Annotated in this window: 22 protein-coding genes; 4 read left to right on the top strand and 18 right to left on the bottom strand. The window is 71.2% G+C overall.

Annotated elements, in window-relative coordinates; genetic code table 11:
- Positions 1–294: 294 nt before the first annotated feature.
- From ACIQWX_RS16200 to ACIQWX_RS16125, 16 genes are all read right to left on the bottom strand, one after another.
- Positions 295–1,467, bottom strand: a complete 1,173-nt coding sequence (locus tag ACIQWX_RS16200) for an ROK family protein (protein WP_400875779.1) — start codon at positions 1,465–1,467, stop codon at positions 295–297.
- Between the two features lie 67 nt (positions 1,468–1,534).
- On the bottom strand, positions 1,535–2,140 hold the full coding sequence (locus ACIQWX_RS16195) for a hypothetical protein (protein WP_400870754.1): 606 nt from the start codon (positions 2,138–2,140) through the stop codon (positions 1,535–1,537).
- Between the two features lie 29 nt (positions 2,141–2,169).
- The gene (locus tag ACIQWX_RS16190; RefSeq protein WP_400870751.1) at positions 2,170–3,309 is read right to left on the bottom strand and encodes a hypothetical protein; all 1,140 of its coding nucleotides are present in this window, start codon (positions 3,307–3,309) and stop codon (positions 2,170–2,172) included.
- Positions 3,306–3,644, bottom strand: coding sequence for a hypothetical protein (locus ACIQWX_RS16185; protein ID WP_400870748.1), 339 nt, complete (start codon positions 3,642–3,644; stop codon positions 3,306–3,308). The genes ACIQWX_RS16190 and ACIQWX_RS16185 overlap by 4 nt, the downstream gene beginning before the upstream one ends.
- Before the next feature lie 24 nt (positions 3,645–3,668).
- Positions 3,669–4,142, bottom strand: a complete 474-nt coding sequence (locus ACIQWX_RS16180) for a YbaB/EbfC family nucleoid-associated protein (protein WP_400870746.1) — start codon at positions 4,140–4,142, stop codon at positions 3,669–3,671.
- A 353-nt stretch (positions 4,143–4,495) separates the two neighbouring features.
- The gene (locus ACIQWX_RS16175) at positions 4,496–5,455 is read right to left on the bottom strand and encodes a glycine betaine ABC transporter substrate-binding protein (RefSeq protein WP_400870743.1); all 960 of its coding nucleotides are present in this window, start codon (positions 5,453–5,455) and stop codon (positions 4,496–4,498) included.
- Between the two features lie 20 nt (positions 5,456–5,475).
- Positions 5,476–7,758, bottom strand: a complete 2,283-nt coding sequence (locus tag ACIQWX_RS16170; RefSeq protein ID WP_400870740.1) for an ABC transporter permease subunit — start codon at positions 7,756–7,758, stop codon at positions 5,476–5,478.
- A gap of 181 nt (positions 7,759–7,939) precedes the next feature.
- Positions 7,940–9,106 carry a fumarylacetoacetase gene (fahA, locus tag ACIQWX_RS16165; protein WP_400870737.1) on the bottom strand — a complete coding sequence of 389 codons (1,167 nt, stop codon included), beginning with the start codon at positions 9,104–9,106 and terminating at the stop codon, positions 7,940–7,942.
- Positions 9,103–9,933 (bottom strand): hypothetical protein, encoded by an 831-nt coding sequence (locus tag ACIQWX_RS16160; protein ID WP_400870734.1) that lies wholly within the window; start codon positions 9,931–9,933, stop codon positions 9,103–9,105. Before ACIQWX_RS16160 ends, fahA begins: the two co-directional genes overlap by 4 nt.
- Positions 9,900–11,099: a homogentisate 1,2-dioxygenase gene (locus ACIQWX_RS16155; protein ID WP_400870732.1), complete on the bottom strand. Its 1,200-nt coding sequence runs from the start codon at positions 11,097–11,099 to the stop codon at positions 9,900–9,902. Before ACIQWX_RS16155 ends, ACIQWX_RS16160 begins: the two co-directional genes overlap by 34 nt.
- Positions 11,100–11,169: 70 nt before the next feature.
- On the bottom strand, positions 11,170–11,691 hold the full coding sequence (locus ACIQWX_RS16150) for a MarR family winged helix-turn-helix transcriptional regulator (protein WP_400870729.1): 522 nt from the start codon (positions 11,689–11,691) through the stop codon (positions 11,170–11,172).
- Between the two features lie 32 nt (positions 11,692–11,723).
- Entirely contained in the window at positions 11,724–13,025 is a 1,302-nt protein-coding gene (locus ACIQWX_RS16145; protein WP_400870726.1) for an MFS transporter, read from the bottom strand.
- A complete protein-coding gene (locus tag ACIQWX_RS16140; protein ID WP_400870723.1) occupies positions 13,022–14,452 on the bottom strand; it encodes an FAD-dependent oxidoreductase in 1,431 nt (476 codons plus the stop codon). Before ACIQWX_RS16140 ends, ACIQWX_RS16145 begins: the two co-directional genes overlap by 4 nt.
- On the bottom strand, positions 14,449–15,225 hold the full coding sequence (locus ACIQWX_RS16135; RefSeq protein ID WP_400870721.1) for an SDR family NAD(P)-dependent oxidoreductase: 777 nt from the start codon (positions 15,223–15,225) through the stop codon (positions 14,449–14,451). The genes ACIQWX_RS16140 and ACIQWX_RS16135 overlap by 4 nt, the downstream gene beginning before the upstream one ends.
- Entirely contained in the window at positions 15,218–16,042 is an 825-nt protein-coding gene (locus ACIQWX_RS16130; RefSeq protein ID WP_400870718.1) for an SDR family NAD(P)-dependent oxidoreductase, read from the bottom strand. The genes ACIQWX_RS16135 and ACIQWX_RS16130 overlap by 8 nt, the downstream gene beginning before the upstream one ends.
- Positions 16,043–16,068: 26 nt before the next feature.
- On the bottom strand, positions 16,069–16,455 hold the full coding sequence (locus tag ACIQWX_RS16125; RefSeq protein WP_400870715.1) for a nuclear transport factor 2 family protein: 387 nt from the start codon (positions 16,453–16,455) through the stop codon (positions 16,069–16,071).
- A 107-nt stretch (positions 16,456–16,562) separates the two neighbouring features.
- Here ACIQWX_RS16125 and ACIQWX_RS16120 point away from each other — a divergent pair, with 107 nt between their 5' ends.
- The gene (locus ACIQWX_RS16120; RefSeq protein WP_400870712.1) at positions 16,563–17,252 is read left to right on the top strand and encodes an IclR family transcriptional regulator; all 690 of its coding nucleotides are present in this window, start codon (positions 16,563–16,565) and stop codon (positions 17,250–17,252) included.
- A 282-nt stretch (positions 17,253–17,534) separates the two neighbouring features.
- Here the strand turns inward: ACIQWX_RS16120 and ACIQWX_RS16115 are convergent, their stop codons facing one another.
- Positions 17,535–18,296 (bottom strand): IclR family transcriptional regulator, encoded by a 762-nt coding sequence (locus ACIQWX_RS16115; RefSeq protein ID WP_400870709.1) that lies wholly within the window; start codon positions 18,294–18,296, stop codon positions 17,535–17,537.
- A gap of 105 nt (positions 18,297–18,401) precedes the next feature.
- On the opposite strand from ACIQWX_RS16115, the gene ACIQWX_RS16110 reads away from it, so the two are divergent.
- The 3 genes from ACIQWX_RS16110 to ACIQWX_RS16100 all read left to right on the top strand — a co-directional run bounded on the left by ACIQWX_RS16110 (position 18,402) and on the right by ACIQWX_RS16100 (position 20,730).
- The gene (locus ACIQWX_RS16110) at positions 18,402–19,172 is read left to right on the top strand and encodes a CoA transferase subunit A (protein ID WP_400875776.1); all 771 of its coding nucleotides are present in this window, start codon (positions 18,402–18,404) and stop codon (positions 19,170–19,172) included.
- 1 nt (position 19,173) lies between these two features.
- Positions 19,174–19,803: a 3-oxoacid CoA-transferase subunit B gene (locus ACIQWX_RS16105; RefSeq protein WP_400870706.1), complete on the top strand. Its 630-nt coding sequence runs from the start codon at positions 19,174–19,176 to the stop codon at positions 19,801–19,803.
- A gap of 108 nt (positions 19,804–19,911) precedes the next feature.
- Entirely contained in the window at positions 19,912–20,730 is an 819-nt protein-coding gene (locus ACIQWX_RS16100; RefSeq protein ID WP_400870703.1) for an IclR family transcriptional regulator, read from the top strand.
- 71 nt (positions 20,731–20,801) lie between these two features.
- On the opposite strand, the gene ACIQWX_RS16095 is transcribed toward ACIQWX_RS16100, so the two are convergent.
- Complete coding sequence (locus ACIQWX_RS16095; RefSeq protein ID WP_400870700.1) at positions 20,802–22,271, bottom strand: dihydroorotase family protein; 1,470 nt, start codon at positions 22,269–22,271, stop codon at positions 20,802–20,804.
- Position 22,272 lies beyond the last annotated feature (1 nt).

Raw genomic sequence — 22,272 nt, 5'->3', positions numbered from 1 at the left:
TTTCGATCAGATCGTACGAAAGTCTGTCCGATTCTGACATTTCGCGACGCGAAGTAGCCGCTCCGCAAGCGGCGCGTGGCCAGTGGCGCGGGTTGCCACGGCGAGGCGTGAGTGGCGGTCCGGATGCAGGCCGCCGACCGGCGCCGCTCCCGGCAACCCGCCCGCGGGTTGCCCGGCGAAGGTTCTGCTGCGGCGACGGCCGACCACCCATCGCGCGAGGCAGCCCGGACCGGCGCCCGGCACCGGCCAAAGCTGCTCCGCGCCGGTTGCCGAGCCGCGCGCCGAAGGTGCCCTTCAGCTGCTGAGCGTGAACGCCCGATCGGTCGCCGACCAGGCCGCGCCGATCACGCCCGCCGTCTCGCCCAGCTCCGACAGCACAATCGGCAGGTTCCCCGTCGCCAGCGGCAGCGAGCGCCGGTACACGGCACTCCGGACCTCGGCCAGCAGCTGGTGCCCGAGCTGGGCCACCCCGCCGCCGATCACGACCATCCCCGGGTTGATGAAGCACACGAGCGACGCGATCACCTGGCCGAGCCGGCGGCCGCCGTCGCGGATGAGGTTCACCGCGCCGAAGTCGCCCGCCGCCGCGGCCAGACCCACGTCGCGGGCGGTGATCGCGCCGCGGTCGGACGCCGCTTCCGCCAGGTGCGTCGAGCGGCCGCTGCGGGCCAGCGCCAGGCCGTCGCGGGCCAGTGCCGCGCCGCCGAAGTACGCCTCCAGGCAGCCGACCTCGCCGCACGCGCAGGTCGGGCCGTAGTCGTCCAGCCGGATGTGCCCGATGTCGCCCGCCGTGCCCGCGACCCCGCGGTACACCTTGCCCCCGAGGACGATCCCGCAGCCGATCCCGGTGCCGATCTTGACGAACATCAGGTCGTCGGTCGAGCGCGCGACCCCCGCGTGGCGCTCCCCCAGGGCCATCGCGTTGACGTCGTTGTCCACCGCCACCGGGCAGCCCCACAGGCCGCCGAGGTGGTCGCGCACGCTGAACCGGTCCCAGCCGGGCATGATCGGCGGCGCGACCGCCATGCCCTCGGCGAAGCTGACCGGTCCCGGCAGGCCGATCCCCGCGGCGACCAGCCGGCCGGGCGCCTGGTCGCGGATCTTCGCCGCGAGCTCGGCGACCCGGCGCAGCACCGGGTGCGGCCCCTGCCGCACGTCGCAGTCTTCGATGGTGTGCGCGAGCACCTCGCACGAAGCGTCGGTGACGGCCAGGCCGACCGACGTCGCGCCGACGTCCACCGCGAGCACCCGCAGGTCGCCGGCGAGCCGCACGAGCGTGGACCGCCGCCCGCCGCGGCTGGCCGACGGCCCCGCGGTCTCGACGAGCCCGACCTCCCCGAGCCGGGTCACCTCAGCGCCGACCCGGGCCCGCGGCAGTTCCAGGCGCTCGCCCAGTTCGACCCGCGACATCGGGCCTTCGTCGCGCAGCAGGGTGAGCAACCGGGTCTGGTGCCGGGTCTCGACCATCGACTGCTCCGGACTGGATACCGCGCTCATTCGGTTGAGCGTAGTGCGTCCGCGCGCCGGCCCGGCGTCACTCGGGCCAGCGCACCTCGTCCGGGTACGAGTGGAACTGCCGCAGGTGCCGTTCTTCGGTGCGGCCTTGCAGCGGGAACTTGAAGCGGGAACCGTCCGGCCAGGTCAACGTGCGCTTGCGGAAGCTGACCTCCGGAGCCTCGCTCCCCCGCGCCTCCCACACGATCTGCGGCTCGGGCGCGTCGGCCGGGTCCAGGTAGGTCGATCCGGTGTCGACGAACGCCACCGACGTCGGCGAGCACACCAGCCACGGGCCCTTCGCCCGCCGCAGCCGATCGAGGGGGTCGAGGACCCGCGCGTCCGCCGGACCGGTCACGTGGACTTCCGGCTCGCCCTTGCCGCCGCCGCTGCCCGCCGAACTCGCCAGGTACGCGACGAAGCCGACCGCCGCGCCGATCCCGCGTGCGACGTTCCCGAACGCCCGCAGCACCGGCCGCGAGCCCTCGACCGTGCCGTCGGCGCGGCGGCCGGGGACGGCGTAGCGCAGGTCGGCGTCCCCCAGGCGCAGCACGATCACCGGCTCCCGCCAGCGGTCGCGCATCAGCGCCTCCACGCGCTCGCGGAACCCCGGGCGCACCAGAGCGGCGTCCTTCGCCGCCTCCATGCGGTCGCCGAACTCGACGGCCTTGCGCTCTAGATGTCCAAGTTCCGCCGGGTCTCGTCCGGCGTCTGGTCGCCACCGATCCGGCTCTTGTCGAACCACGGCTCGTCCTCCTCGGGAGTAACGGCTTCCTTGCCTTCGGTGAACGCCGTCTTGCCCGCGGCGATCCCGGCCTTGACGCTCGCGCCTGCCACCAGCGGACTCGCGCCGACCGACGTGCCGAACATGGTGGTGAGCATCCGGTTACCGGGCGTGAACGCCACCCCGGCCGTGTTCTCCAGCGTGTCCAGGCCGAACCGCGACTCGCCGGCGTACCGGCCGAGCCGGAACTTCCGGGTCATCTCGACGACCTTCGTCGAGTACTTCGCGAGGAACTCGATGAACGTGTCGAGCAGCTTGCCGAACTTGCCGAGGTAGCGGGTGACCTTCTGCAGCACGCTCGCGGCCTTGGCGATGGACGCCGTCATCGCCGCGGCGACCGAGCTGCCGAAGCTGATCACCGACGCGGCCAGCGCGGGCAGCCAGATGGTGATCAGCCAGGACACCAGCTCGGTGATGATCGCCTTGATCACCTCTTCGATGACCTGCATGACCATCGACCACATCTGCAGCACCTCGGCGACCGACCCGGCCGCCGAGCCGACGCCGCGGATGCCCGAGGAGAAGTCGCCGAGCGCCTCCTTGGCCGCCTTGCCCGCTTCGTCGACCCACTCGGCCAGCGCCGTGTCGCCGGTCTTCTCGAAGTCCTCGGCGAGCGCGACGAAACCGTGCGCAATCGTGCTGAAGTTCTCCGACGCGTGGCCGATGGCCGGCCCGTCGCCGGTGACCGCGTGCAGTGCGTCCTGCAGCGGCTGGACCAGCTCGAGGAGCATGTTGAGCCCGTGGCTGACCAGCCAGCCGATCGGGTCCATCGCGAAGGTGACCATGTCGGTCGCGGCGGCGCCGACGAACGCCGCGCCGTCGCCGACCAGTGCCTTGCCCGCCGAGGCCAGCTCGCCCGCGCCGTCGGCCGACGCGGCCTGCTGGGCGTGCTCAGCGATCGACTTGCCGGACTTGTAGAGGGTGCCGACGACCGGCGTGGCCTCGGCCGCGCGGTCGAGGTTCGCGCTCATGCTCTCGTCGTACGGCTGGACGTCGAGTGCGTCCGCGATGCTCCTCTTGGGTTCGGTCACTTGCCCTGCCCCCCGATCGCGTCGATCTCCGCCTCGTACCGGCCGAAGGCGATCACGCCGGCTTCTTCGGTCCCGCGGTACATCTCGGCGGCCTTGGTCATCTTGGTGGTGAGCCCGTCGACGCCGTCCTTCAGCTCGCCGAGCAGCGACCGCAGTTCGCCGAGGCGCTCGGTGTAGCCCTGCTTCGCCCAGATCCCGACGACGCCCCAGGCGGTGTCGGTCACGTCGGCGGCGTCGATCTTGGCCCCGAACTTGTCCGCTTCCCCCTCGTAGAAGGGCAGCTGGCGCGCGTATCCGGAGATCGCGTCGATGTTGGTCTGGATTCCGTCTGGCATCGCGGAGAGTTCCCTACGGTCGGATCAGGAGCGGCGGAGGATCGGGCCTTGGTCGAAGTCGTCGTCGTCCCCGGGGGCGGGACGGCGCCGCGGCCGCGGCGCCTGCGGCTCCGACGCGGGTTCGGGCGCCGCGGTTCCGAACGCTTCGGCCTGCGCCTGCCGGACCTGCCCGCTGATGTCGGAGCCGAAGGCCTCGTCGACGATCCCGGCCTGCTGCTGGGCGGCGCCGGCCACGGCCTGGCGCAGGGTGGCCATGATCCGCTGGGCGAGCTGGCCGGCTTCGAGGTGCATCGCCCCGGCGGTGAGCCGCAGGTCGGTGACGGTGCCCCCGGCCCCGGCGACGACGGTCACGGTGCCGTCCGGCGAAGTCACCGAAGTCGACACCTGCGCGACGCGCTCCTGCATGTCCCCGACGTCGGCGAACCGGGCCTCGGCCTGGCGCACCTTGGCCTGGAAGGTCTCGAACTGGGCGATCAGCTGGTCCATCTCGGCCGACATCGTCACTTCCTTCGCGGTACGGGGGCTTGGCCGGAGCATGACAGATCCGGCGCCTCCCCGCGGCATTTCGCCGGAATGCGAAGGCGGTCCCGCGCGGCAGGCCGATTCCGGTGCCACGGCTTGACCGGCCGGCGAGCGCGCGCTTCCCGACCGGCGGCGCCTTCTCCCGCTGAGGCGTGCGCGTCTCCCCGCGCGGCGCACGGCGAAGGCAGCGGGCGACGAGCGAGCTCGGCGAGCGGCGGCCCGATTCCGGTGCCGCGGCCCTGACCGGCCGGCGAGCGGCGGCCTGCCGTAGCGAGCGGCGGCCGGCAGCTCCCCTGCCGTGGCGAGCGACCGAACCCCCGCCGCCGGTCTCAGCCGATGAAGCCCGCCGCCTTGAGCCAGTCGTGGGCCACCGTTGCCGGCTTCTCGCCGTCCACGCTCACCTTCTTGTTCAGCTCCGTCAGCGTCGCCGTGTCGAGCTTCTCGGCGATCGGCGTGAACACCTGCTCCAGCTGCGGGTACTTCTGCGCGACCCCGGCGGCGATCGAGATGGCCGGGTTGTACGTCGGGAAGAAGTGCTTGTCGTCCTCCAGGACCGTCAGCTTCTGGCCGGCCACGCGCCCGTCCGTCGACGCCACCGAGCCGAAGCCGCACGTGTCGCCCTTGCCGACGCTCGGGTACACCACCGCGTCGTTCAGCAGGTGGACCTGCGGCTCGGGCAGCGTGAACCCGTACGCCTTCGCCAGTCCGGGGAAACCGTCGTCGCGGCTCTTGAACTCCGGGCCCATGCAGGTCGACGCCGCGGCCGGGTCCCTCTTCACCAGCGCCGCGTAGTCCGACAGCGTCTTCACGCCGGTCCGTTGCACCACGTCCGGGTTGCCCGCGATCGCGTACGTGTCGTTGGCCGGCGAGCGCGCCCACCACGTGACGCCGTTGGCCGCGTCCGCCTTCTTGACCGCGTCGTACTGCGCCTGCGCGTCGGCGATCGGCTTGGTCTCGCGCAGGTAGCTGATCCACGCCGTGCCGGTGTACTCCCAGTACAGGTCGACCGCGCCGCTGGTGAGGGCCTGGCGCACGTTGCTCGACCCGGTGATGTTGGTCTTGTCCTGCGGGCTCGCCCCGGCCGCCTGCAGCGCCACGAGCGCGATCTGGCCGAGCAGCAGCTGCTCGTCGAACTCCTTGGAGCTGACGCGGATCTGCGCGCCGCTCAGCGCGTCGATCTTCTTGATGGACCCCTCGCCCACCTGGGCGCCGGTCTGGTCCTTGCCGATCGTGCACCCGGCGGCGAGCGCCGTGACGATGGCGAGGACGACGGCTGTCGTGCGTCGCATGGCTTGTCCTCCTTGGGTTCTCACGTTCCGCGCGGGTGCAGGACCTCCTCGGCGAGCAGTCCCAGCCAGTCGGCGAAGAGCGCCAGCGCGGCGACGACGATGCCGAACGTCAGGCTCAGGATCGGCCGGTACAGCCCGATCCCGGCGACGAGCCCGCCGCCGAGGCCGCCGCCGTCGATGAACGTCGCCAGCGTCGCGCTCGCGACGGTGAGCACCAGCGCCGTCCGGATCCCGGCGAGGATCACCGGGACCGCGAGGGGCAGTTCGATGCGCCACAGGATCGCCGTCTTCGTCATGCCCATGCCGCGCGCGGCGTCGACGAGGGTCGGGTCGACGCCGTCGAGCCCGACGATCGTGTTGCGCAGCACCGGCAACGTCGCGTAGACGACCAGCGCCGCCACCGCCGTCGCGGTCCCCGTGCCGACCCAGAGCGCGAGCAGCACGACGAGCCCGATCGACGGGATCGCCTGGCCGAGGTTGCCCAGCCCGAGGCCGAACGGGCGGGCCCACCGGGCGCCCGCGCGGGTGAGCAGGACGCCGAGCGGCAGGGCGATGGCGATGGTGCACACCGTCGAGATCAGCGTCAGCCGCAGGTGCGCGCCGAGTTCGGCGAAGATCTCGCCGGCGTTGAGGTAGCGCTGTTCGATCGAGTCGAGCGGGTACGCGCGGACGACGAGGAACAGCGCCAGCAGCGCGACGGCGAGCAGCACCGGGCGGACCAGCAGCCCGAGCCGGCGTCGGCGCGGCCGTCGGGTCACCGTCCTCTCCGGAGCTTCCTCGACGGCGGCCGGCGGGGTTTCGGCGGCGGGCTGGAGTGCCGAGAGCAGCCGCGGGACGTCGAGCGTCCGCCCGTCCACCGCGACCGCGGTGCTTCCGGTGCGCACCATCGTGTCCAGCGCGTCCCGCAGGGTGGCCTCGCGCGGGACCGGCGGCAGCCCGTCCGCCGCCGGTCCGAGGTCGAGGTCCGCCACCGGGATCAGCGCCAGCCGCTTCAGGTTCCGCTTCGAACCGGCGAAGGAGGCGACGTAGTCGTCGGCCGGCGCGGCGAGGATCGCCTGGGGTGTGTCGTACTGCGCGATGACCGAACGCGGGCGCAGCACGGCGATCCGGTCGCCGAGCTTCAGGGCCTCGTCGAAGTCGTGCGTGACGAACACGATCGTCTTGCGCACTTCCCGTTGCAGGCGCAGGAACTCGTCCTGCAACCGGGCGCGCGTGATCGGGTCGGTGGAGCCGAACGGCTCGTCCATCAGCATGACCGGCGGGTCCGCGGCCATCGCCCGCGCGACGCCGACGCGTTGCTGCTGGCCGCCGGAGAGCTCGCGCGGGTACCGGTCGCCGTGTTCGCGGGTCAGGCCGACGACGTCGAGCAGCTCGCGCACGCGGCCGGCGATCCGCCGCCGCGTCCAACCCAGCACCCGCGGCACGACCCCGATGTTGGCGGCGACCCGCAGGTGGGGGAAGAGCCCGACCTGCTGGATGACGTACCCGGTGTGCCGCCGGTGCTCGTCGAGGTCGAGGGCCGAGACGTCGGTGCCGCCGACCGTGACAACACCGGACGTGGGTTCGACGAGCCGGTTGATCATCCGCATGGTCGTCGTCTTGCCGCACCCCGACGGGCCGGTCAGCACGACGATCTCGCCGGCCGGGATCCGCATCGTGAGGTCCTCGACCGCGGGCGCCGCCTGTCCCGGGTAGTGCTTGCGCAGGTTCCGCAGCTCGATGGTCTCGCCGGCGGTCCCGTTGGTCTCCGGCGCCGCCTCGGCGAGGTTCTGCGGACGCCGCCACGTCGTGAGCTTGCCGACCACGACGAAGGCGAGGTCGAAGAGGAGGGCCAGCAGCATGATCCCGAGCGTCCCGGTCAGCACCTGGTTCAGGGAGTTGACCGAGCCGAACCGGCCGAGGCCGTCGAAGATCTCGTTGCCGAGCCCGGGGCCTTTGACGTAGGCGCCGATCGCCGCGATCCCGATGGTGATCTGCGTCGAGACCCGGATGCCGGAGAGGATCACGGGCCAGGCGAGCGGCACCCGGACGCGCCAGAGCACCCGCGCCCGCCCGAGCCCCATCCCGCGCGCGGCGTCCACGACGGCCGGATCGACGCCCCGCAGCCCGACGATCGTGTTGCGCGTGATCGGCAGGAGCGCGTACAGCACGAGGGCGAAGAGGACGTTGGTGAGGCCGAGCCCGAACGGTCCGATCAGGATGCCGAGCAGCGCGATGGACGGGATGGTCAGGAACGCGGCGGTGGTCGTGGTCGCGAGTTCGCCGAGCCACCGCCGCCGGTAGGTGAGCAGGCCGAGCGACATGCCGACGAGCACGGCGAGCGCGACGGCGGCGAGGGTGAGGTCCGCGTGGAGGATCGCGTCGTTGACGACGTCGACCCAGTTTTCGCGGAGGTACTCCCAGAGGCTCAGAGCCCGCCCTCCTCGACGTCGGTGAATTACCGCCCGGTAGTCAGCCCAGCACGCGCACGGCCCTCTTGTCCACCTACCCGGCCGGGAGGACGCGGCCGCGGACCTCGCCGAACGCGATGCGCTCGCCGTTCGCGCCCGGGGCCGTCGCCGTGATCAGCACCTCGTCGCCGTCCTCCAGGAAGCTGCGCTGCTCGCCCTTGACCGTCAACGGCTCCTTGCCGCCCCAGCTCAGCTCGAGGAACGCGCCGCGCTGGTGCTTCTCCGGGCCCGAGATCGTGCCCGAACCGTACAGGTCGCCGGTGCGCGAGGACGCGCCGTTGACCGTCAGGTGGGCCAGCATCTGCGCCGGCGACCAGTACATCTCGCGGAACGGCGGCCGGCTGACCTCCTGGCCGTTCCATTCGACGACCAGCTCGACGTCGAGCCCCCACGAACGGCTTTCCCGCAGGTACGGCAGCGGTTCCGGGTCCTGGCCGGGCAGCGGGGTCCGCGCGGCCTCCAGCGCCAGGATCGGCACGACCCACGCCGAGATCGACGTCGCGAAGCTCTTGCCGAGGTTCGGGCCCAGCGGCACGTACTCCCACGCCTGGATGTCGCGCGCGGACCAGTCGTTGAGCAGCACCGCGCCGAACACGTGCCGCGCGAAGTCGTCCGGGGCGATCGGGGTGTTCAGCGGCGTGCCCGTGCCGACGACGAACCCGAGCTCCGCCTCGATGTCCAGCCGCGTGCTCGGGCCGAACACCGGTGCCGGGTCGCCCTTGCGCTGGCCGCTCGGGCGGACGATGTCCGTACCCGAGACCAGCACCGTCCCGGCCCGCCCGTGGTAGCCGACCGGGAGGTGCTTCCAGTTGGGCAGCAACGGTTCCGCGTCCGGCCGGAACAGCCGCCCGACGTTGGACGCGTGGTGCTCGGACGCGTAGAAGTCGACGTAGTCCGCGACCTCGATCGGCAGGTGCGGGGTGACGTCGGCGACCGCGTGCACGGCGTCGTCCGGCACCTCGCCGGCCACGAGCGACGTGATCTGCTCACGGACGGCCACCCAGCGGTCGTACCCCTGCGCCATGAACGGGTTCAGCGTCGGCGCGGCGAAGACGTCGTCGCCCAGCGCGCGGGCCAGGTCGAGCACCGAGTCCCCGACGCGGACGCCGACGCGCGGGGCGTCGCCGCCGACCGAGAACACGCCGTAGGGCAGGTTCGCGGTGCCGAACGGGGAGCCGGCGGGGATGTCGATCGTGGTCATGCCTCTCCTCGGGGCAGCAGGCCGAGGCCGGCCAGCTCGGTCAGGGGGTCGCGGATGCTGCAGGTGCCGAACGACGTGAACCGCGTGCGGACGCCGTCGTCCAGCTGCCGGACCAGCCCGGCGACGGCCGCGCCGTCGCGCTCGGCGAGGTGCGCCTCGGCGTGGTCGGGGTCGCCGGCCGCGAGCAGCAGGTTGAGGAAGCCGTGCTGCTCGAACCCGGTTTCCGGGTCGGTGTTGCGCAGCGCGTGGTGCAGGCCGGCGGTCGCCTTGAACGGGACATCGGCGTCGACGGCGGCGCAGATCGCGGCGGCCAGTTCGGCCGCGGACGGGTACAGGTCGGCGCGGACGCCGCCGGTCCGGAACTTCGCCCGGTGGCCCGTCCCGGCGAGCGCCCGCAGCAGCGGCACCCGCCGGTCGTCCCGTGGGATCTCGACGTACACCGGGGCGGTCGCGGCCGAAACCGCGTCGAGGACCTCGTCCGGTCCCATGCCGTCCGGCACGGCGATCTCCAGCGCCTGCAGGTCCACCGGCAGGGCCGGGACGGCGGCGAGCACGCCGGGCAGCTGCGCGGGGCCGCCGGGCAGCGTCACCGCGACCGGCAGCGGGTTCTCGCGCGGCTTGAGCAGGTCGGCCAGCGCGTCGAGCGCCGGGGCGGCGAGCACCAGCGGGCCGACGAGGTCGCGATACCAGGCCCGCGTGTACGCGTCGTGCGCGGCGACCGCGGTCGGCAGGGGGGCCAGGCCGGGCGGGAAGACCGCGGCGTCGTCGCACAAGCCTGCGAAGAGCGCGGGGATCACGCGACCGGCCCCCGTCCGGACCAGGTCCACGCGTAGCCGGGGTCCTCACTCGCCAGCCCGCCTTCGCCGAGCTCGAGCGGGCGGAACGTGTCGACCATGACGGCCAGCTCGTCGAAGAACTCCGCGCCGAGCGAACGTTCGACCGCGCCGGGCTGCGGGCCGTGGCTGTGCCCGCCCGGGTGCAGGCTGATCGAGCCCTGCGCGATCCCGGATCCCTTGCGCGCCTCGTAGTTCCCGCCGCAGTAGAACATCACCTCGTCGGAGTCCACATTGGAGTGGTAGTACGGCACCGGCACCGCGAGGGGGTGGTAGTCGACCTTGCGCGGGACGAAGTTGCAGATGACGAAGTTGTTCCCCTCGAACACCTGGTGCACCGGCGGCGGCTGGTGCACGCGGCCGGTGATCGGCTCGAAGTCGGCGATGTTGAAGGTGTACGGGTACAGGAACCCGTCCCAGCCGACGACGTCGAAGGGGTGCGTCGGGTAGACGTACCGGGTGCCGGTGATGCCGCGCGAGCCGCGGTGCTTGACCAGCACCTCGACGTCTTCGCCCTCGGCCAGCAGCGGCTCCTCGGGCCCGTGCAGGTCACGCTCGCAGTAGGGCGCGTGCTCCAGCAGCTGCCCGAACTTCGACAGGTACCGCTTCGGCGGCGTGATGTGCGAGTTCGCCTCGACGACGTACGCGCGCAGCGGCTCGTCACCGGTCGGGACCCAGCGGTGCGTCGTCGCGCGCGGCAGGATCACGTAGTCGCCCTGCCGGGCTTCGAGCAGGCCGAACACCGTCTCGACGCGCGCCTCGCCGGACTCGACGTACACGCATTCGTCGCCGACGGCGTTGCGGTAGAGCGGGGACGCCTCCCCCGCCGCGACGTAGGAGATCCGGACGTCGCCGTTGCCGAGCACCAGCCGGCGGCCGGTGACGACGTCGGCGCTCTTGTGGTCGTTGCCCGGGAACAGCTCGTGCAGCTTGAGGTGGCGCGGCACGAGCGGCCGGTTCTCGGTGAGCGACTGGTCCGGCAGCTCCCACGGCGTCGCGCCGACGATCGCCGAGGGCACGCCGCGGTGGTAGAGCAGCGAGGAGTCCGACGAGAAGCCCTCTTCGCCCATCAGCTCTTCGTAGTACAGCCCGCCTTCGGGTGTGCGGTGCTGGGTGTGCCGCTTCGGCGGGATGGTCCCCGCTCGGCGGTAGTACGCCATGGTCGCCTCCTAGCCGGTCGACTCAATATAGTTCAGACTTTTACTATCTTCAACGCCCGGTGCAGCCCGCTCAGCGGCGGCTGCGGGTGTCGGCCGCCGTGCGCCCGGTGATCAGCTTGCCCAGCAGCATCACCAGGATCCGCTGTTCTTCCTCGGTCAACGCGTCCGTCCAGCCGAACTCGCGCTCGTTGTGCTCGCGGAAGACCGACACCATCTCTTCGTGGCCCGCGTCCGTCAGCGACAGCCGGACCGACCGGCCGTCGCGCTCGTCGGGGTCGCGGGCGAGCAGGCCGTCCGCGACCAGCGTCTTGACCAGGTTCGACACCGCCGCCCGGCTCATCCCGGTGAGCCGGGCGGCGGCCGACGGGTCCAGGGGCCCGGCGAGCCAGACCACGAACAGCAGCCGGAAGCCCGACCACGACCGGCCGCGCGGCCGGTGCACCGCCGCCTCCAGGTCGTAGGTGACCAGGTCCGACGCCCGGTTCAGGGTCAGCAGCACCTCGGTGGCCAGCTGGTGGCGGAATCCGTACTCCGTCGCGAGCCGGCGGTTGGCCAGCTCGACGAACGACCAGAAATCCAGCTCCGCCTCCATGCCCGCAGCCTAACAACTGGTCAAACTCGAAACTAGTTTCGCTCGCGCGGGACCTTCAGGAACGCCAGCATGATCGCCGAGAGCACCAGGCAGCCGATCGGGAAGTACAGCCCGACCGTGACGTCGGTGTCCGTCGCCGCGAGTCCGATCGCGTAGGGCCCGAAGAACCCGCCCAGGGCCGCGATCGAGTTGATGGCGGCCAGTCCGACCGCCGTGTGCTCCTTCGACAGCACCTTCGAGGCCATCGCCCAGTACGGCGCCAGGTAGCCGAGCACGCCGATCGCCGCCAGCGACAGGCTGATCAGCGACAACGCCGGTACGGACTTGAACTGGATGGCGCCGAAGAAGCCCAGTGCCGCGACGAGCACCAGCGCGATCACGTGCCCCTTGCGCTCGCCGGTCCGGTCGGAGTTGCGCGCGAGCAGCAGCATCCCGACCGCGCCGACCACGTACGGGATCGCGCCGAGCAGGCCGATGTTCGTCGAGGAGTACTTCGGGTCGAGCTGCTTGACGATCAGCGGCAGGAAGAACGTCAGCCCGTACAGCCCGCACGCGATGAACAGGTTCGAGAACGCCAGGTGCAGCACCTTGCCGTTGCGGACCGCCTTCAGCTGACCGAGGAACGTCTCCTTCTCCTCCGGCACGTACTCCTTGTCGATCTCGGTCTGCAGCCACGTGCGCTCCTCGGTGGTGAGGAATTTCGCGTCCGACGGCTTGTCCGGCAGCCACAGGAAGGTGACGACGCCGATCAGCACGGCCGGCGCGCCCTGCAGCACGAACACCCACTGCCAGCTGCTCATCCCGAGCCAGTGCGCGTGGTCGAGGATCCAGCCGCCGGTGAGGCTGCCGAGGATCAGCGCGATCGGCTGGGCCAGCGCGAGCGTCGCGATGGCGCGGCCGCGCTCCTTCCCGCGGAACCACAGCGTCAAGTACAGCAGCAGCCCCGGGAACAGCCCCGCTTCGGCGATGCCGAGCACGATCCGCGCGATGACCAGGTGCGTCGTGCTCGCGACGAACCCGGTCACGACCGTGACGATGCCCCAGCTGACCGCGATCCGGCTCAGCCACAGCCGCGCGCCGACCTTCTTCATGATCATGTTGCTGGGAATCTCGAACACGACGTAGGCGAGGAAGAAGATCGCCGACGCGGCCCCGAAGGTCGCGGCGTCGATCGCCAGCTCCTTGCCCATGCCGAGCTGGGCGTAGCCGATGTTCGCGCGGTCCATGTAGTTGAAGATGTAGAGCAGGCCGACGATCGGCATGATCCGCACGGCGACCTTGCGGACGGTGCGTCTCCCGACCGCGACGCTCGCGGGTCCGGTGTGGACGGTCATGGGGTGCTCCTCGGCGTTGAGTGAGTGGCGGTGCGGCCGGCGACCCGGCCCATGGTGATGGCGTTGGCGACGGCGTTCCCGCCGCCGACGTACCGCGGCCCGAGCACGCCGGCTCCGGCCTCCCCCGCGGCGAACAGGCCGGGCACGCGCTCCCCGCGCGCGTCGAGGACGGCGGCGGTGCCGTCGATCTCGAGCCCGGCGTGGGTGCAGACGAGCTCGGCGGGCCGCGTGCGCGCGGCGTAGAGCGGCGGTTTCCCGAGCGGTTCCGGCGGTTCGGTGCGCCCCTTGGCTTTCAGCGTTTCGTGGCGGAGGAAGTCCGGGTCCTCGCCGGTCGGCAGGTGCGCGTTCCAGCGGTCGACCGTCGCCCGGAGCGCGCCGGCGGGCACGCCGAGCTTCCCGGCCAGTTCCTCGACGCTGTCGGCGCGGATCGTGCGGCCGGCGTCGGCCTCGGCGAGGACGTGGCCGGCGTCCCAGTGCGCGTACCCGGCGGGCAGGCTCAGGCGGGCCTGCTCGTCGAAGACCGTCCACACGGGACCGTCCTGGAGGTCGATGATCCCGCCGGACACGGCGTAGGAGGCGTCTTCGTCCATGAACCGGCGGCCGTGGGCGTTGACCATGATCCGCGAGACCGGCGGGAAGCCGGACTGCCAGTGGTGCAGCCGCTGGAAGTACGCGGTGGGCAGCAGCAGGCCCCAGCCGTCGCCCGCGATCGCCGCGTCCACTTGGGACCCGAACGCCAGGTGGTCGCCGCGGGAGCCCTCCGCCGCGACGACGAACAGGTCGTCGCCCGCGGCGTCGGCCGCCGGGTAGTACCGCGAGACGAGGGCGGGGTCCCGGGCGAACCCGCCGGTCGTCACGACGACGGCCTTCGCGGGCACCTCGATGCCGTCGGCGACCACGCCGGTGACGCGCCCGCCGTCGACGAGCAGCCGTTCGACGCGCGTGTTCAGCACGGCTTCGGCGCCGGCTTTCCGTCTGGCCCGGTCGAGGACCTGGACCAGGCCGTAGCCCTGGTCCTTCGGGACGTGCGCGCGCCAGACGTCCTCGACGCCGGCCCGGGTGAGGCCCGGCGAGTGCGCGTTGTGCGACACCTTCGCCGGGATCTCGGCACCCAGCCCGATCAGCCACTCCAGTGCCGGGCCCGCCTCCTCGCAGAACGCGCGGATCAGCCCGGGCTTGAGCTGCCACTGGTTGAGGTCCATGTAGTGCTGGAAGAACTTCTCCGGCGTGTCCTCGATACCGAGTCCCTTTTGGACACTGGTACCGGCGGCGGTGAACATGCCCGCCGACAGCTGCGTCGACCCGCCGAGTTCCTTCTCGGCCTCGAACAGCAGGACGGACGCGCCGCGCTCGGCGGCGGACACGGCGGCCGCGAGGCCCGCTCCCCCGCCGCCCACGACGACGACGTCGTACTCTTCGGCGCTCATCCGAGGTCACCTCCCGATTCCACGACGATGCGGTGGTAGAGCCCGTTGGAGACGAGGCCGCCGTCGACGGTGACCTCGCTGCCGGTCATGTAGGTGGAGCGCTTGGAAAGCAGGAAGAGCACGGCGTCGGTGATCTCTTCCGGACGCCCCATCCGGCCCGCCGGCACACTGTCCACAGCGGACTTGACGAAACTGTCGGCACCCGCGAGCAACGCCGTGCCGACGAGTCCCGGGTGGACGGAGTTGACCCGGATGCCCCACCGCGCGAAGTTCCCGGCGGCCGACTTCGACAGCCCGGTCAGGCCCCACTTGCTGGCCGAGTACGCGGGCGAGAAGTACCCGATCTGCCCGGAGATCGACGAGATGTTGACGATCGAGCCACCGCCGGAGTCGCGCATCAGCGGGGCGGCCGCGCGCATCCCGTGGAACGGCCCGGTCAGGTTGACCGCGACGACCTGGTCCCACACCTCGGCGGTGGTGTCCATGAACTCCAGCCGCCGAGAGATCCCGGCGTTGTTGACCAAGCCGCCGAGTTTCCCTTGCTGTGCTTTGATTTCGCCGATCACGGCGTCCCACTGCCCGGCGTCGGTGACGTCGAGGTGGTGCGCCGAAGCCGAACCGCCCTCGGTGACGATCTCACCGGCCACATCGGACGGATCGGCGACGTCGGCGACGCAGACGTGGACGCCGAGGGCCCCGAGCGCGCGGGCGTGGGCCGCGCCCATGCCGCCCGCCGCGCCGGTGACCAGGACGACGTCCGGGTACTCAGACATGCCGGGACCCGCCGTCGACGGCGATGCTGTGCCCGGTCACGTACCGGGCGCTGTCGGAGAGCAGGAACAGCAGCACACCGGCGACCTCTTCGGGCGAGCCGATCCGGTGCAGCGGGACGGCGTCGAGGGCCTTGGCCAGCGCCGGGGCGTCGTCCTGGATCCAGCGGGTCATCTCGGTGTCGATGTAGCCGGGCGCGATCGAGTTGACGCGGATGCCCTGGTCGCCGAGCTCGACGGCGAGCGATTCGGTGAGGTGCGCGACGGCGGCCTTGGAGCTGCAGTAGGCACCGCGGCCCTTGCGCACGCGCACGGCCGACACCGACGACATGTTGACGATGGCCCCGCCGGGCTTCATGTGCTTCGCCGCGGCCTGGGCGCCGAAGAGGACGCCCTCGACGTTGACCGACAGCGTCGCGCGGATCTGCTCCGGCGTGATCTCCGGGACCTCGGCGAAGGGGAAGATGCCGGCGTTGTTGACCCAGAAGTCGATCCGGCCGAACTCGTCGATCGCCGTCCGCGCGAGGGCGAGGTGGTCCTCGGCCTTGGTGACGTCGAGGGTGGCCGGCACGATCCGGCCGGGCTTGGCCTCGAGCGACTGCTCGCCGCCCAGTTCGGCGGCGGTGGCGGCCATGGCGGCACCGTCGATGTCACCACCGACGACGTCGACCCCGCGCGTGGCGAGCGCGGCGGCGAACCGGGCGCCCATCCCGCGGGCGGCGCCGGTGATCACGGCGACCTTGCCGGGGAACTCGGGGTAGCGCGTGGTGACCGGCTGGTGCAGGACCCGCCCGGGACCGGTGGGCTCGTGGGTCGTCATGGGTTTTCTTCTCTCTTCTCGGAACACTAGGAATCGCGGTGGACGGTGCGCCGCCGGACGCGCCAGCCGTCATCGGTGCGGAGGAGCTCGTCCTCGAGGACGGTCAGCCGCACCAGGTGCGTCGGCGCGACGATCTGCAGGTAGGCGTCGGCGCGCAGCGTGTCCGGGGTGTCGCCGGGGCGGACGTGGATCGTGCTGATCACATGCCTGAGCGTCTCCCCGGAGGCGTGGAAGCGCGCGGCGAACGCGGTCAGCTCACCGGTACCGGCGGCGGGCTCGGGGTAGGTGGGCGAGTGGAATTCGCCATCGGAGGTGAAGGTGGCCGCCCACTCGGCGGCGCGGCCCGAGTCGATGGCGTGGCTTTGGCGGCCGTAGAGCTGCTGCACGGCCACGACGTCTTCGGTCGCCACCATCGGAACCTCCGTTGTCCCTGTCTGTCAGACGTGCTATATTCGCACGCAGTGTGCGAATATGTGTAGGACAGTAGGTCGCCACTTTCGTGTCGTCAAGGGAGCCGTGTGTGGAATCGACGCTGCCCGCGTCCGGGACATCGAAGACGTTGCACCACGGGCTGCAGGTGCTGGAGCTGCTCGTCCAGCACCCGGGAGGCCTGACGCTGACCGAGATCGCGGACGGCATCGGCGTGCACCGGACGGTCGCGCACCGGCTGGTGCGGACGCTGGAGGCGCACTACCTGTGTCGCCGCGACCGGTTCAAGCGCATTTCACTGGGCACGGGGCTCGTTCGGCTGGCCGAGCCGGTGGAGCAGGATTTGCGCACGTTGGCCCGGCCGGTGCTGGAGGAGCTGACGGACTCGGCGCAGGCTTCGGCGCATCTGGTCGTGCGCGAGAACGCGGAGCAGGTCCGGATGCTGATGATCGTGGAGCCGAGGCGAGCGGCGATGCACGTGGCATTCCGATCGGGGCAGCTGGACCCGATCGGAAGAGGCTCGGCGGGCTTGGCGCTGCTGGCAGCGGGACCAGAGGTGGAAGGCGAGCGCGCAGAGGTGACGTTGGCGCGCGAGCGAGGGTACGCGGTGTCGAAGGGCGAGATAGCGCCGGGAATCACGGGCATCTCGGCGGTGGTCCACACGGGACGTGACCAGCCGGAGACAAGCATCGGGTTGTCGTTGTTCGAGGCTCCGGACCCGGATGAGCTGGGGCGAATGGTGGTGGCTGCTGCGCAGCGGTTGAGTTCGCTTCTGGGGTGAACGGTTGCGTTGGTGGCCTGACCGGCTTTCGTTCTTCGCAACCCCGAAGCCTTCATTGTGCCTACGGCCGGCGGTACCGCGTCAAGGCGGGAAAGCGTGCCTTGACCCGGTGCCGCCGGCCGTGTTCTGGCTTCGGATCGGGGTTGCGGGGAGGACTGGGTTTCGCAGGCCTTCGGTTTGGCTGCTCGGCGGGCCTGGCAGGGCGGCGAACGCTTCCTGTTTCGCCCTGGTCGGCTTACCGATGTCGTGAGTGAGAAACAGTGTTCTAACCCTGTTTCTCACTCACGACCGGGCGCGCGCCAGCGTCTCCGACAGCGCGTGGGCCTCCCGCAGCAACAGCGCCCCCAGCTGCGGGATCCGCTCCGCGCTGAACCGGTGCTCCACCCCGGTCAACGTCAACGCCCACCGCGGCGACCCCGCCTGGTCGAACACCGCCGCCGCCAACCCCCAGCTGCCCTCCACCACCAGACCCGGGTTCACCGAATACCCCTGCCGACGGGTCGCCGCGATGTGCCGGCGAATCTCGCTCACCTCGTGCTGCGGCCCGTGGTCCGCGGCCAGATCCACCCGGGCCAGGTAGTCGTCGACTTCCCGGTCCGGCAGGTGCGCCAGCACGACCATCCCGGCCGAAACGACCCCCAGCGGAAACCGCGCCCCCTCGAACAAGACGTGGCTGCGGATCGGGAACGCACCATCTTCCCGGATCAAACAGATGGTCTCTTCCCCCCGCCGCGCCGAGAAGAACGCGCTCTCCCCCGTCGCCAACGCGAGCCGCCGCACGACCGGCAACGCCGCCTCCGTGACGTCGTACCGCCGGGCCGCCGCCACCCCGAGGAAGTACAGCTCCGGCCCCAGCACCCAGCGATCGTCGTCGCGCTCGACCAGCCCGACCCCCTGCAACGACGTCAGCAACCGGTGCACGGTCGGCCGTGGCAGCCCCGACTCACGCGCGACGGCGGTCGTCGTAGCCCCACCCGGCTCGTGCGCCGCGACCGCGCGCAACGCCCGATGAGTCCGGCCGACAAGGTCCACAGGAGCGTCCACTCAGCGAACACTACCCCATCGGAGGCGACCGTCAGCTGAACAATCCGCAGGTGGAACGCGTTCACTGGTTGACCACGAACCGGCTCCCATCGTCTGATGACCGCCATGGACAAAGTGTTCGCTTCAGCCGGGGAAGCCGTCGCCGACGTCCCCGACGGCGCCACGCTCGCCGTCGGGGGGTTCGGGATGTGCGGCGTCCCCGCCGTTCTCGTCCAAGCACTCTTCGAGGCCGGGACCACGGACCTCGAGGTCGTGTCGAACAACGCCGGTGTGGACGGCTGGGGCCTCGGGATCCTGCTGGGCGCGGGCCGTCTCCGTCGCGTCGTCGCCTCCTACGTCGGGGAGAACAAGGAGTTCGCGCGGCAGTACCTGTCCGGCGAGCTCGAGGTCGAGCTGACGCCGCAGGGCACGCTCGCCGAGCGGCTGCGGGCCGGCGGCTCCGGCATCCCCGCCTTCTTCACCGCCACCGGCGTCGGCACCCAGGTCGCCGATGGCGGGCTGCCGTGGCGGTACGCCTCCGACGGCACCGTGGCCAAGTCCAGCCCGGCCAAGCAGAAGCAGACTTTCGACGGCCACGAGTACGTCCTCGAACGCGCGATCGTCGCCGACTTCGGGCTGGTCCGCGCCTGGCGCGGCGACCGGCACGGGAACCTCGTCTTCAAGGACGCCGCCCGCAACTTCAACCCGCTGGCCGCGATGGCCGGGCGGGTCACCGTCGCCGAGGTCGAGGAGCTGGTCGAGCCCGGCGAGCTGAACCCGAACGACGTCCACCTGCCCGGCGCGTTCGTGCACCGCGTGGTCGCGCTGACGCCGGAGCAGGCCGCGGACAAGCCGATCGAAAAGCGCACCGTGCGCATCGCCGAGGAGGGCGCCTGAGATGGCCTGGACCCGCAACCGGATGGCCGCCCGCGCCGCGGCGGAGCTGCGCGACGGCGACTACGTCAACCTCGGGATCGGCCTGCCGACCCTGGTGCCCAACTACGTCCCCGACGACGTCGAGCTCGTCCTGCAGTCGGAGAACGGCATCCTCGGCGTCGGCCCCTACCCGGCCGAGGACGAGGTGGACGCGGACCTGATCAACGCGGGCAAGGAGACGGTCACCGTCCGGAAGGGCGCGTCGTTCTTCGACTCCGCGTTGTCGTTCGGGATGATCCGCGGCGGCAAGATCGACGCCGCCGTCCTCGGCGCGATGCAGGTCTCCGCCGCCGGCGACCTCGCGAACTGGATGATCCCCGGCAAGATGGTCAAGGGCATGGGCGGCGCGATGGACCTGGTCCACGGCGCGAAGAAGGTCATCGTCCTGATGGAGCACGTCGCCCGCGACGGCTCGCCCAAGATCCTCGCCGAGTGCACGCTGCCCTACACCGGCCGCGGCGTCGTCCAGCGGATCATCACCGACCTGTGCGTCCTGGACGTCACCCCGGACGGGCTCGAGCTCGTCGAACTCGCACCGGACGTCGAGTTCGACGAGGTGCAGGCGAAGACGGGAGCCCCGATCAAACACTGACGGAGGGCGTATCGCCTACCGGAACGAGCTACCCCAGCAAACAGCGAGAAGTGCTACGCTGAGGCAGCAATCGTTCCTGTCAGCGAAACAGTTCTGAGGACCACGAGCTTGGCCGTCAACAGTACCGCCGGGCGCAAGCCCGCCACGCCGTCGGACAACGCCGGCACCGAGGCCGCCGCGCGGGTGGCCGATGTGCTGCTGCTCTTCACCGGTGGCCCCCGGTACCTGGGCGTCAGCACGATCAGCCGGGAACTGGACCTGTCCAAGGCCGTCGTCTACCGGATCCTGCAGTCGCTCGTCTCGCGCGAGATGCTGGCCACCGACCCGGACGTCGCCGGCTACCGGCTCGGGCCCGCGGCCGTCGCCCTCGGGGCCAGCGCCCTGCGGCGGTTCGACGCCCGCGTCGCCGCCACTCCCGTCCTGCGGCGGCTGCGGGACGAAACCGGGGAGACCACGACGTTGTCCGGCCTGGTCGGCGACGAACGCGTGTACCTCGACCAGTTCGAGAGCCCGCGCGAGATCAAGATGACCGTCGAGCTCGGCCGCCGGTTCCCGCTGCACGCCGGTTCCTCCGGCAAGGTGATCCTCGCGTCGCTGCCCGAAGACCGCCGGGAAGCCGTGCTGCACCGGGAACTTCCCGCTCTGACCGAGCACACGATCACCACCGCCGAACGGCTGCGCGAGGCCCTCGCCGAGGTGGCCCGCGACGGCGTCGCCGTGTCACTCGGCGAGCGGCAGCCGGGTGCCGGGTCCGTCGCCGCTCCCCTGTTCGGGCCGGACGGCGAAGTCCACGGCTCCATCAGCATCTGCGGTCCGCAGTACCGCTTCACGCCCGATGCCGTCGGCCGCTACCGCGACCTCGTGCGCGAAGCCGCGTCGGAAATCCGACAGAGCTGGGCTTGGCTTCAGGAGCCGGGCAACCGCTAGGGAACGTAGTGAATGACTCATTCATGTCGCCTGGCGACAGGAATGAGTCATTCACTACAGCGGTGCGGGGGTCAGCGGCCGCGCTTGAGGTACTTGCCCACCGGGTCGCCGGTGATCTTGCCGTCGGCGAACACGTGGTTGCCGCGCACGAACGTGTCGGTCACCTTCGCCGTCATGTCGAAGCCCTCGAACGGCGTGTACTCCTGCGTCGACTCCGACTCCGCCGCACGCACCGTCCACCGGACGTCCGGGTCGACCAGCGCGAAGTCGGCGTCGAAGCCCTCGGCGATGTCGCCCTTCGCGAGCAAGCCGTAGCGCCGCGCGGGGTTCTGCGACGTCAGCTGCGCGATCCGCTGCAACGACAACCCCCGCTTCACGCCTTCGCCGACCAGCCCGGGCAGCAGGTACTCGGCGCCGCCGAAGCCGGACTTCGCCAGGAAGACGTCGTCGCGGTCCGCGCCGAACTTCAGCTCGTCGCGGCAGCACGCGTGGTCACTGACCACCCAGTCCACCTCGCCGGCCAGCACGTGCCGCCACAGCGCCTCGACGTCTTCGCGCTCGCGCAGCGGCGGGTTGACCTTGCCGCCGATGCCCGACGCCGTGTCCACGTCGGCCAGCAGGTGCCCGATCGTCACCTCGCGCCGGAAGTCGATGTGCGGGAACGCCTTCGCCATCGTCAGCGCGGCCGACAGCGCCTTTTCCGACGACAGGTGCAGCAGGTTGATGTTCGGCAGCCCGGTCTCGTGCGCCAGGTAGGACGCGATGGTGACGGCGAGCCCCTCGGAGTGCGGCGGCCGCGACGCGCTGTAGGCCCGCAGACCGGACAGCGAACCGTCCTGCTCGACCAATTTCGTGTACGCCGTCATGATTTCCGCCGTCTCGCAGTGCAGCGAGAGCGATAGGTGCGGCGCGTACTCGGTCAGCACCTCGCGCGCGTGCTGGACCCCGCGCATGACGAACTCGAAGTGCGCGATGTCGTAGCGCTCATCCGGCGGAATCATCAGGAAGTCGCTCTGGCTGGTCGAGCGCCCGTGCAGGCCGTGGCTGCCGTAGAACATGAAGATCTTGAACGACGTGACGCCGAACTCTTCGACCAGGTAAGGGATTTCGGAGATGTGCTGCGAGCTCATCGGCGCGAGGTGGAAGGCGTAGTCGACGTACGCGTTGCCGTCGGCCGCGCTCAGCACCTCGGGGAAGAAGTCGCGGTAGCTGCCGCCCTTGTTGAGGTAGTACTGCCCGGTCCGCATGTACGTCAACGACGTCGTGACGCCGCCCTGCGCGCTCGCGCGGCTTTCGGTGCGCGTGTCGGTGGCCAGCTCGTTGTAGATACCCCAGTGCTGGTGCGCGTCGACCACGCCGGGGAACGCCAGCAGGCCGCGGCCGTCGACGACCCGGGCGGCGTCGCCGGCCGGCAGGTTCGGCGCCACGCGGGCGATCTTGCCGTCGTTGACGGCGATGTCGAGCAGTTCGGGCTCGGACCCGTCGGCGTCGCCGGGGCGGACGACCCGGACGTTCTTCACGAGCAGTTCCGTCGTTGCCATG

The organism is Amycolatopsis sp. NPDC098790, from assembly GCF_044759945.1.
GTDB lineage: Bacteria > Actinomycetota > Actinomycetes > Mycobacteriales > Pseudonocardiaceae > Amycolatopsis.
This window is presented reverse-complemented; position numbering and strand designations above follow the sequence as displayed.

Coding starts and splice junctions, on each gene's coding strand:
- ACIQWX_RS16170 (WP_400870740.1), bottom strand. CDS start 7,758: ATGTCGCTCGGCCTGCTCACCTACCGGCGGCGGTGGCTCGGCGAACTC.
- ACIQWX_RS16095 (WP_400870700.1), bottom strand. CDS start 22,271: ATGGCAACGACGGAACTGCTCGTGAAGAACGTCCGGGTCGTCCGCCCC.
- ACIQWX_RS16155 (WP_400870732.1), bottom strand. CDS start 11,099: ATGGCGTACTACCGCCGAGCGGGGACCATCCCGCCGAAGCGGCACACC.
- ACIQWX_RS16175 (WP_400870743.1), bottom strand. CDS start 5,455: ATGCGACGCACGACAGCCGTCGTCCTCGCCATCGTCACGGCGCTCGCC.
- ACIQWX_RS16145 (WP_400870726.1), bottom strand. CDS start 13,025: ATGACCGTCCACACCGGACCCGCGAGCGTCGCGGTCGGGAGACGCACC.
- ACIQWX_RS16195 (WP_400870754.1), bottom strand. CDS start 2,140: ATGGAGGCGGCGAAGGACGCCGCTCTGGTGCGCCCGGGGTTCCGCGAG.
- ACIQWX_RS16185 (WP_400870748.1), bottom strand. CDS start 3,644: ATGCCAGACGGAATCCAGACCAACATCGACGCGATCTCCGGATACGCG.
- ACIQWX_RS16180 (WP_400870746.1), bottom strand. CDS start 4,142: ATGTCGGCCGAGATGGACCAGCTGATCGCCCAGTTCGAGACCTTCCAG.
- ACIQWX_RS16105 (WP_400870706.1), top strand. CDS start 19,174: ATGGCCTGGACCCGCAACCGGATGGCCGCCCGCGCCGCGGCGGAGCTG.
- ACIQWX_RS16135 (WP_400870721.1), bottom strand. CDS start 15,225: ATGTCTGAGTACCCGGACGTCGTCCTGGTCACCGGCGCGGCGGGCGGC.
- ACIQWX_RS16150 (WP_400870729.1), bottom strand. CDS start 11,691: ATGGAGGCGGAGCTGGATTTCTGGTCGTTCGTCGAGCTGGCCAACCGC.
- ACIQWX_RS16200 (WP_400875779.1), bottom strand. CDS start 1,467: ATGGTCGAGACCCGGCACCAGACCCGGTTGCTCACCCTGCTGCGCGAC.
- ACIQWX_RS16125 (WP_400870715.1), bottom strand. CDS start 16,455: ATGGTGGCGACCGAAGACGTCGTGGCCGTGCAGCAGCTCTACGGCCGC.
- ACIQWX_RS16130 (WP_400870718.1), bottom strand. CDS start 16,042: ATGACGACCCACGAGCCCACCGGTCCCGGGCGGGTCCTGCACCAGCCG.
- ACIQWX_RS16110 (WP_400875776.1), top strand. CDS start 18,402: ATGGACAAAGTGTTCGCTTCAGCCGGGGAAGCCGTCGCCGACGTCCCC.
- ACIQWX_RS16140 (WP_400870723.1), bottom strand. CDS start 14,452: ATGAGCGCCGAAGAGTACGACGTCGTCGTCGTGGGCGGCGGGGGAGCG.
- fahA (WP_400870737.1), bottom strand. CDS start 9,106: ATGACCACGATCGACATCCCCGCCGGCTCCCCGTTCGGCACCGCGAAC.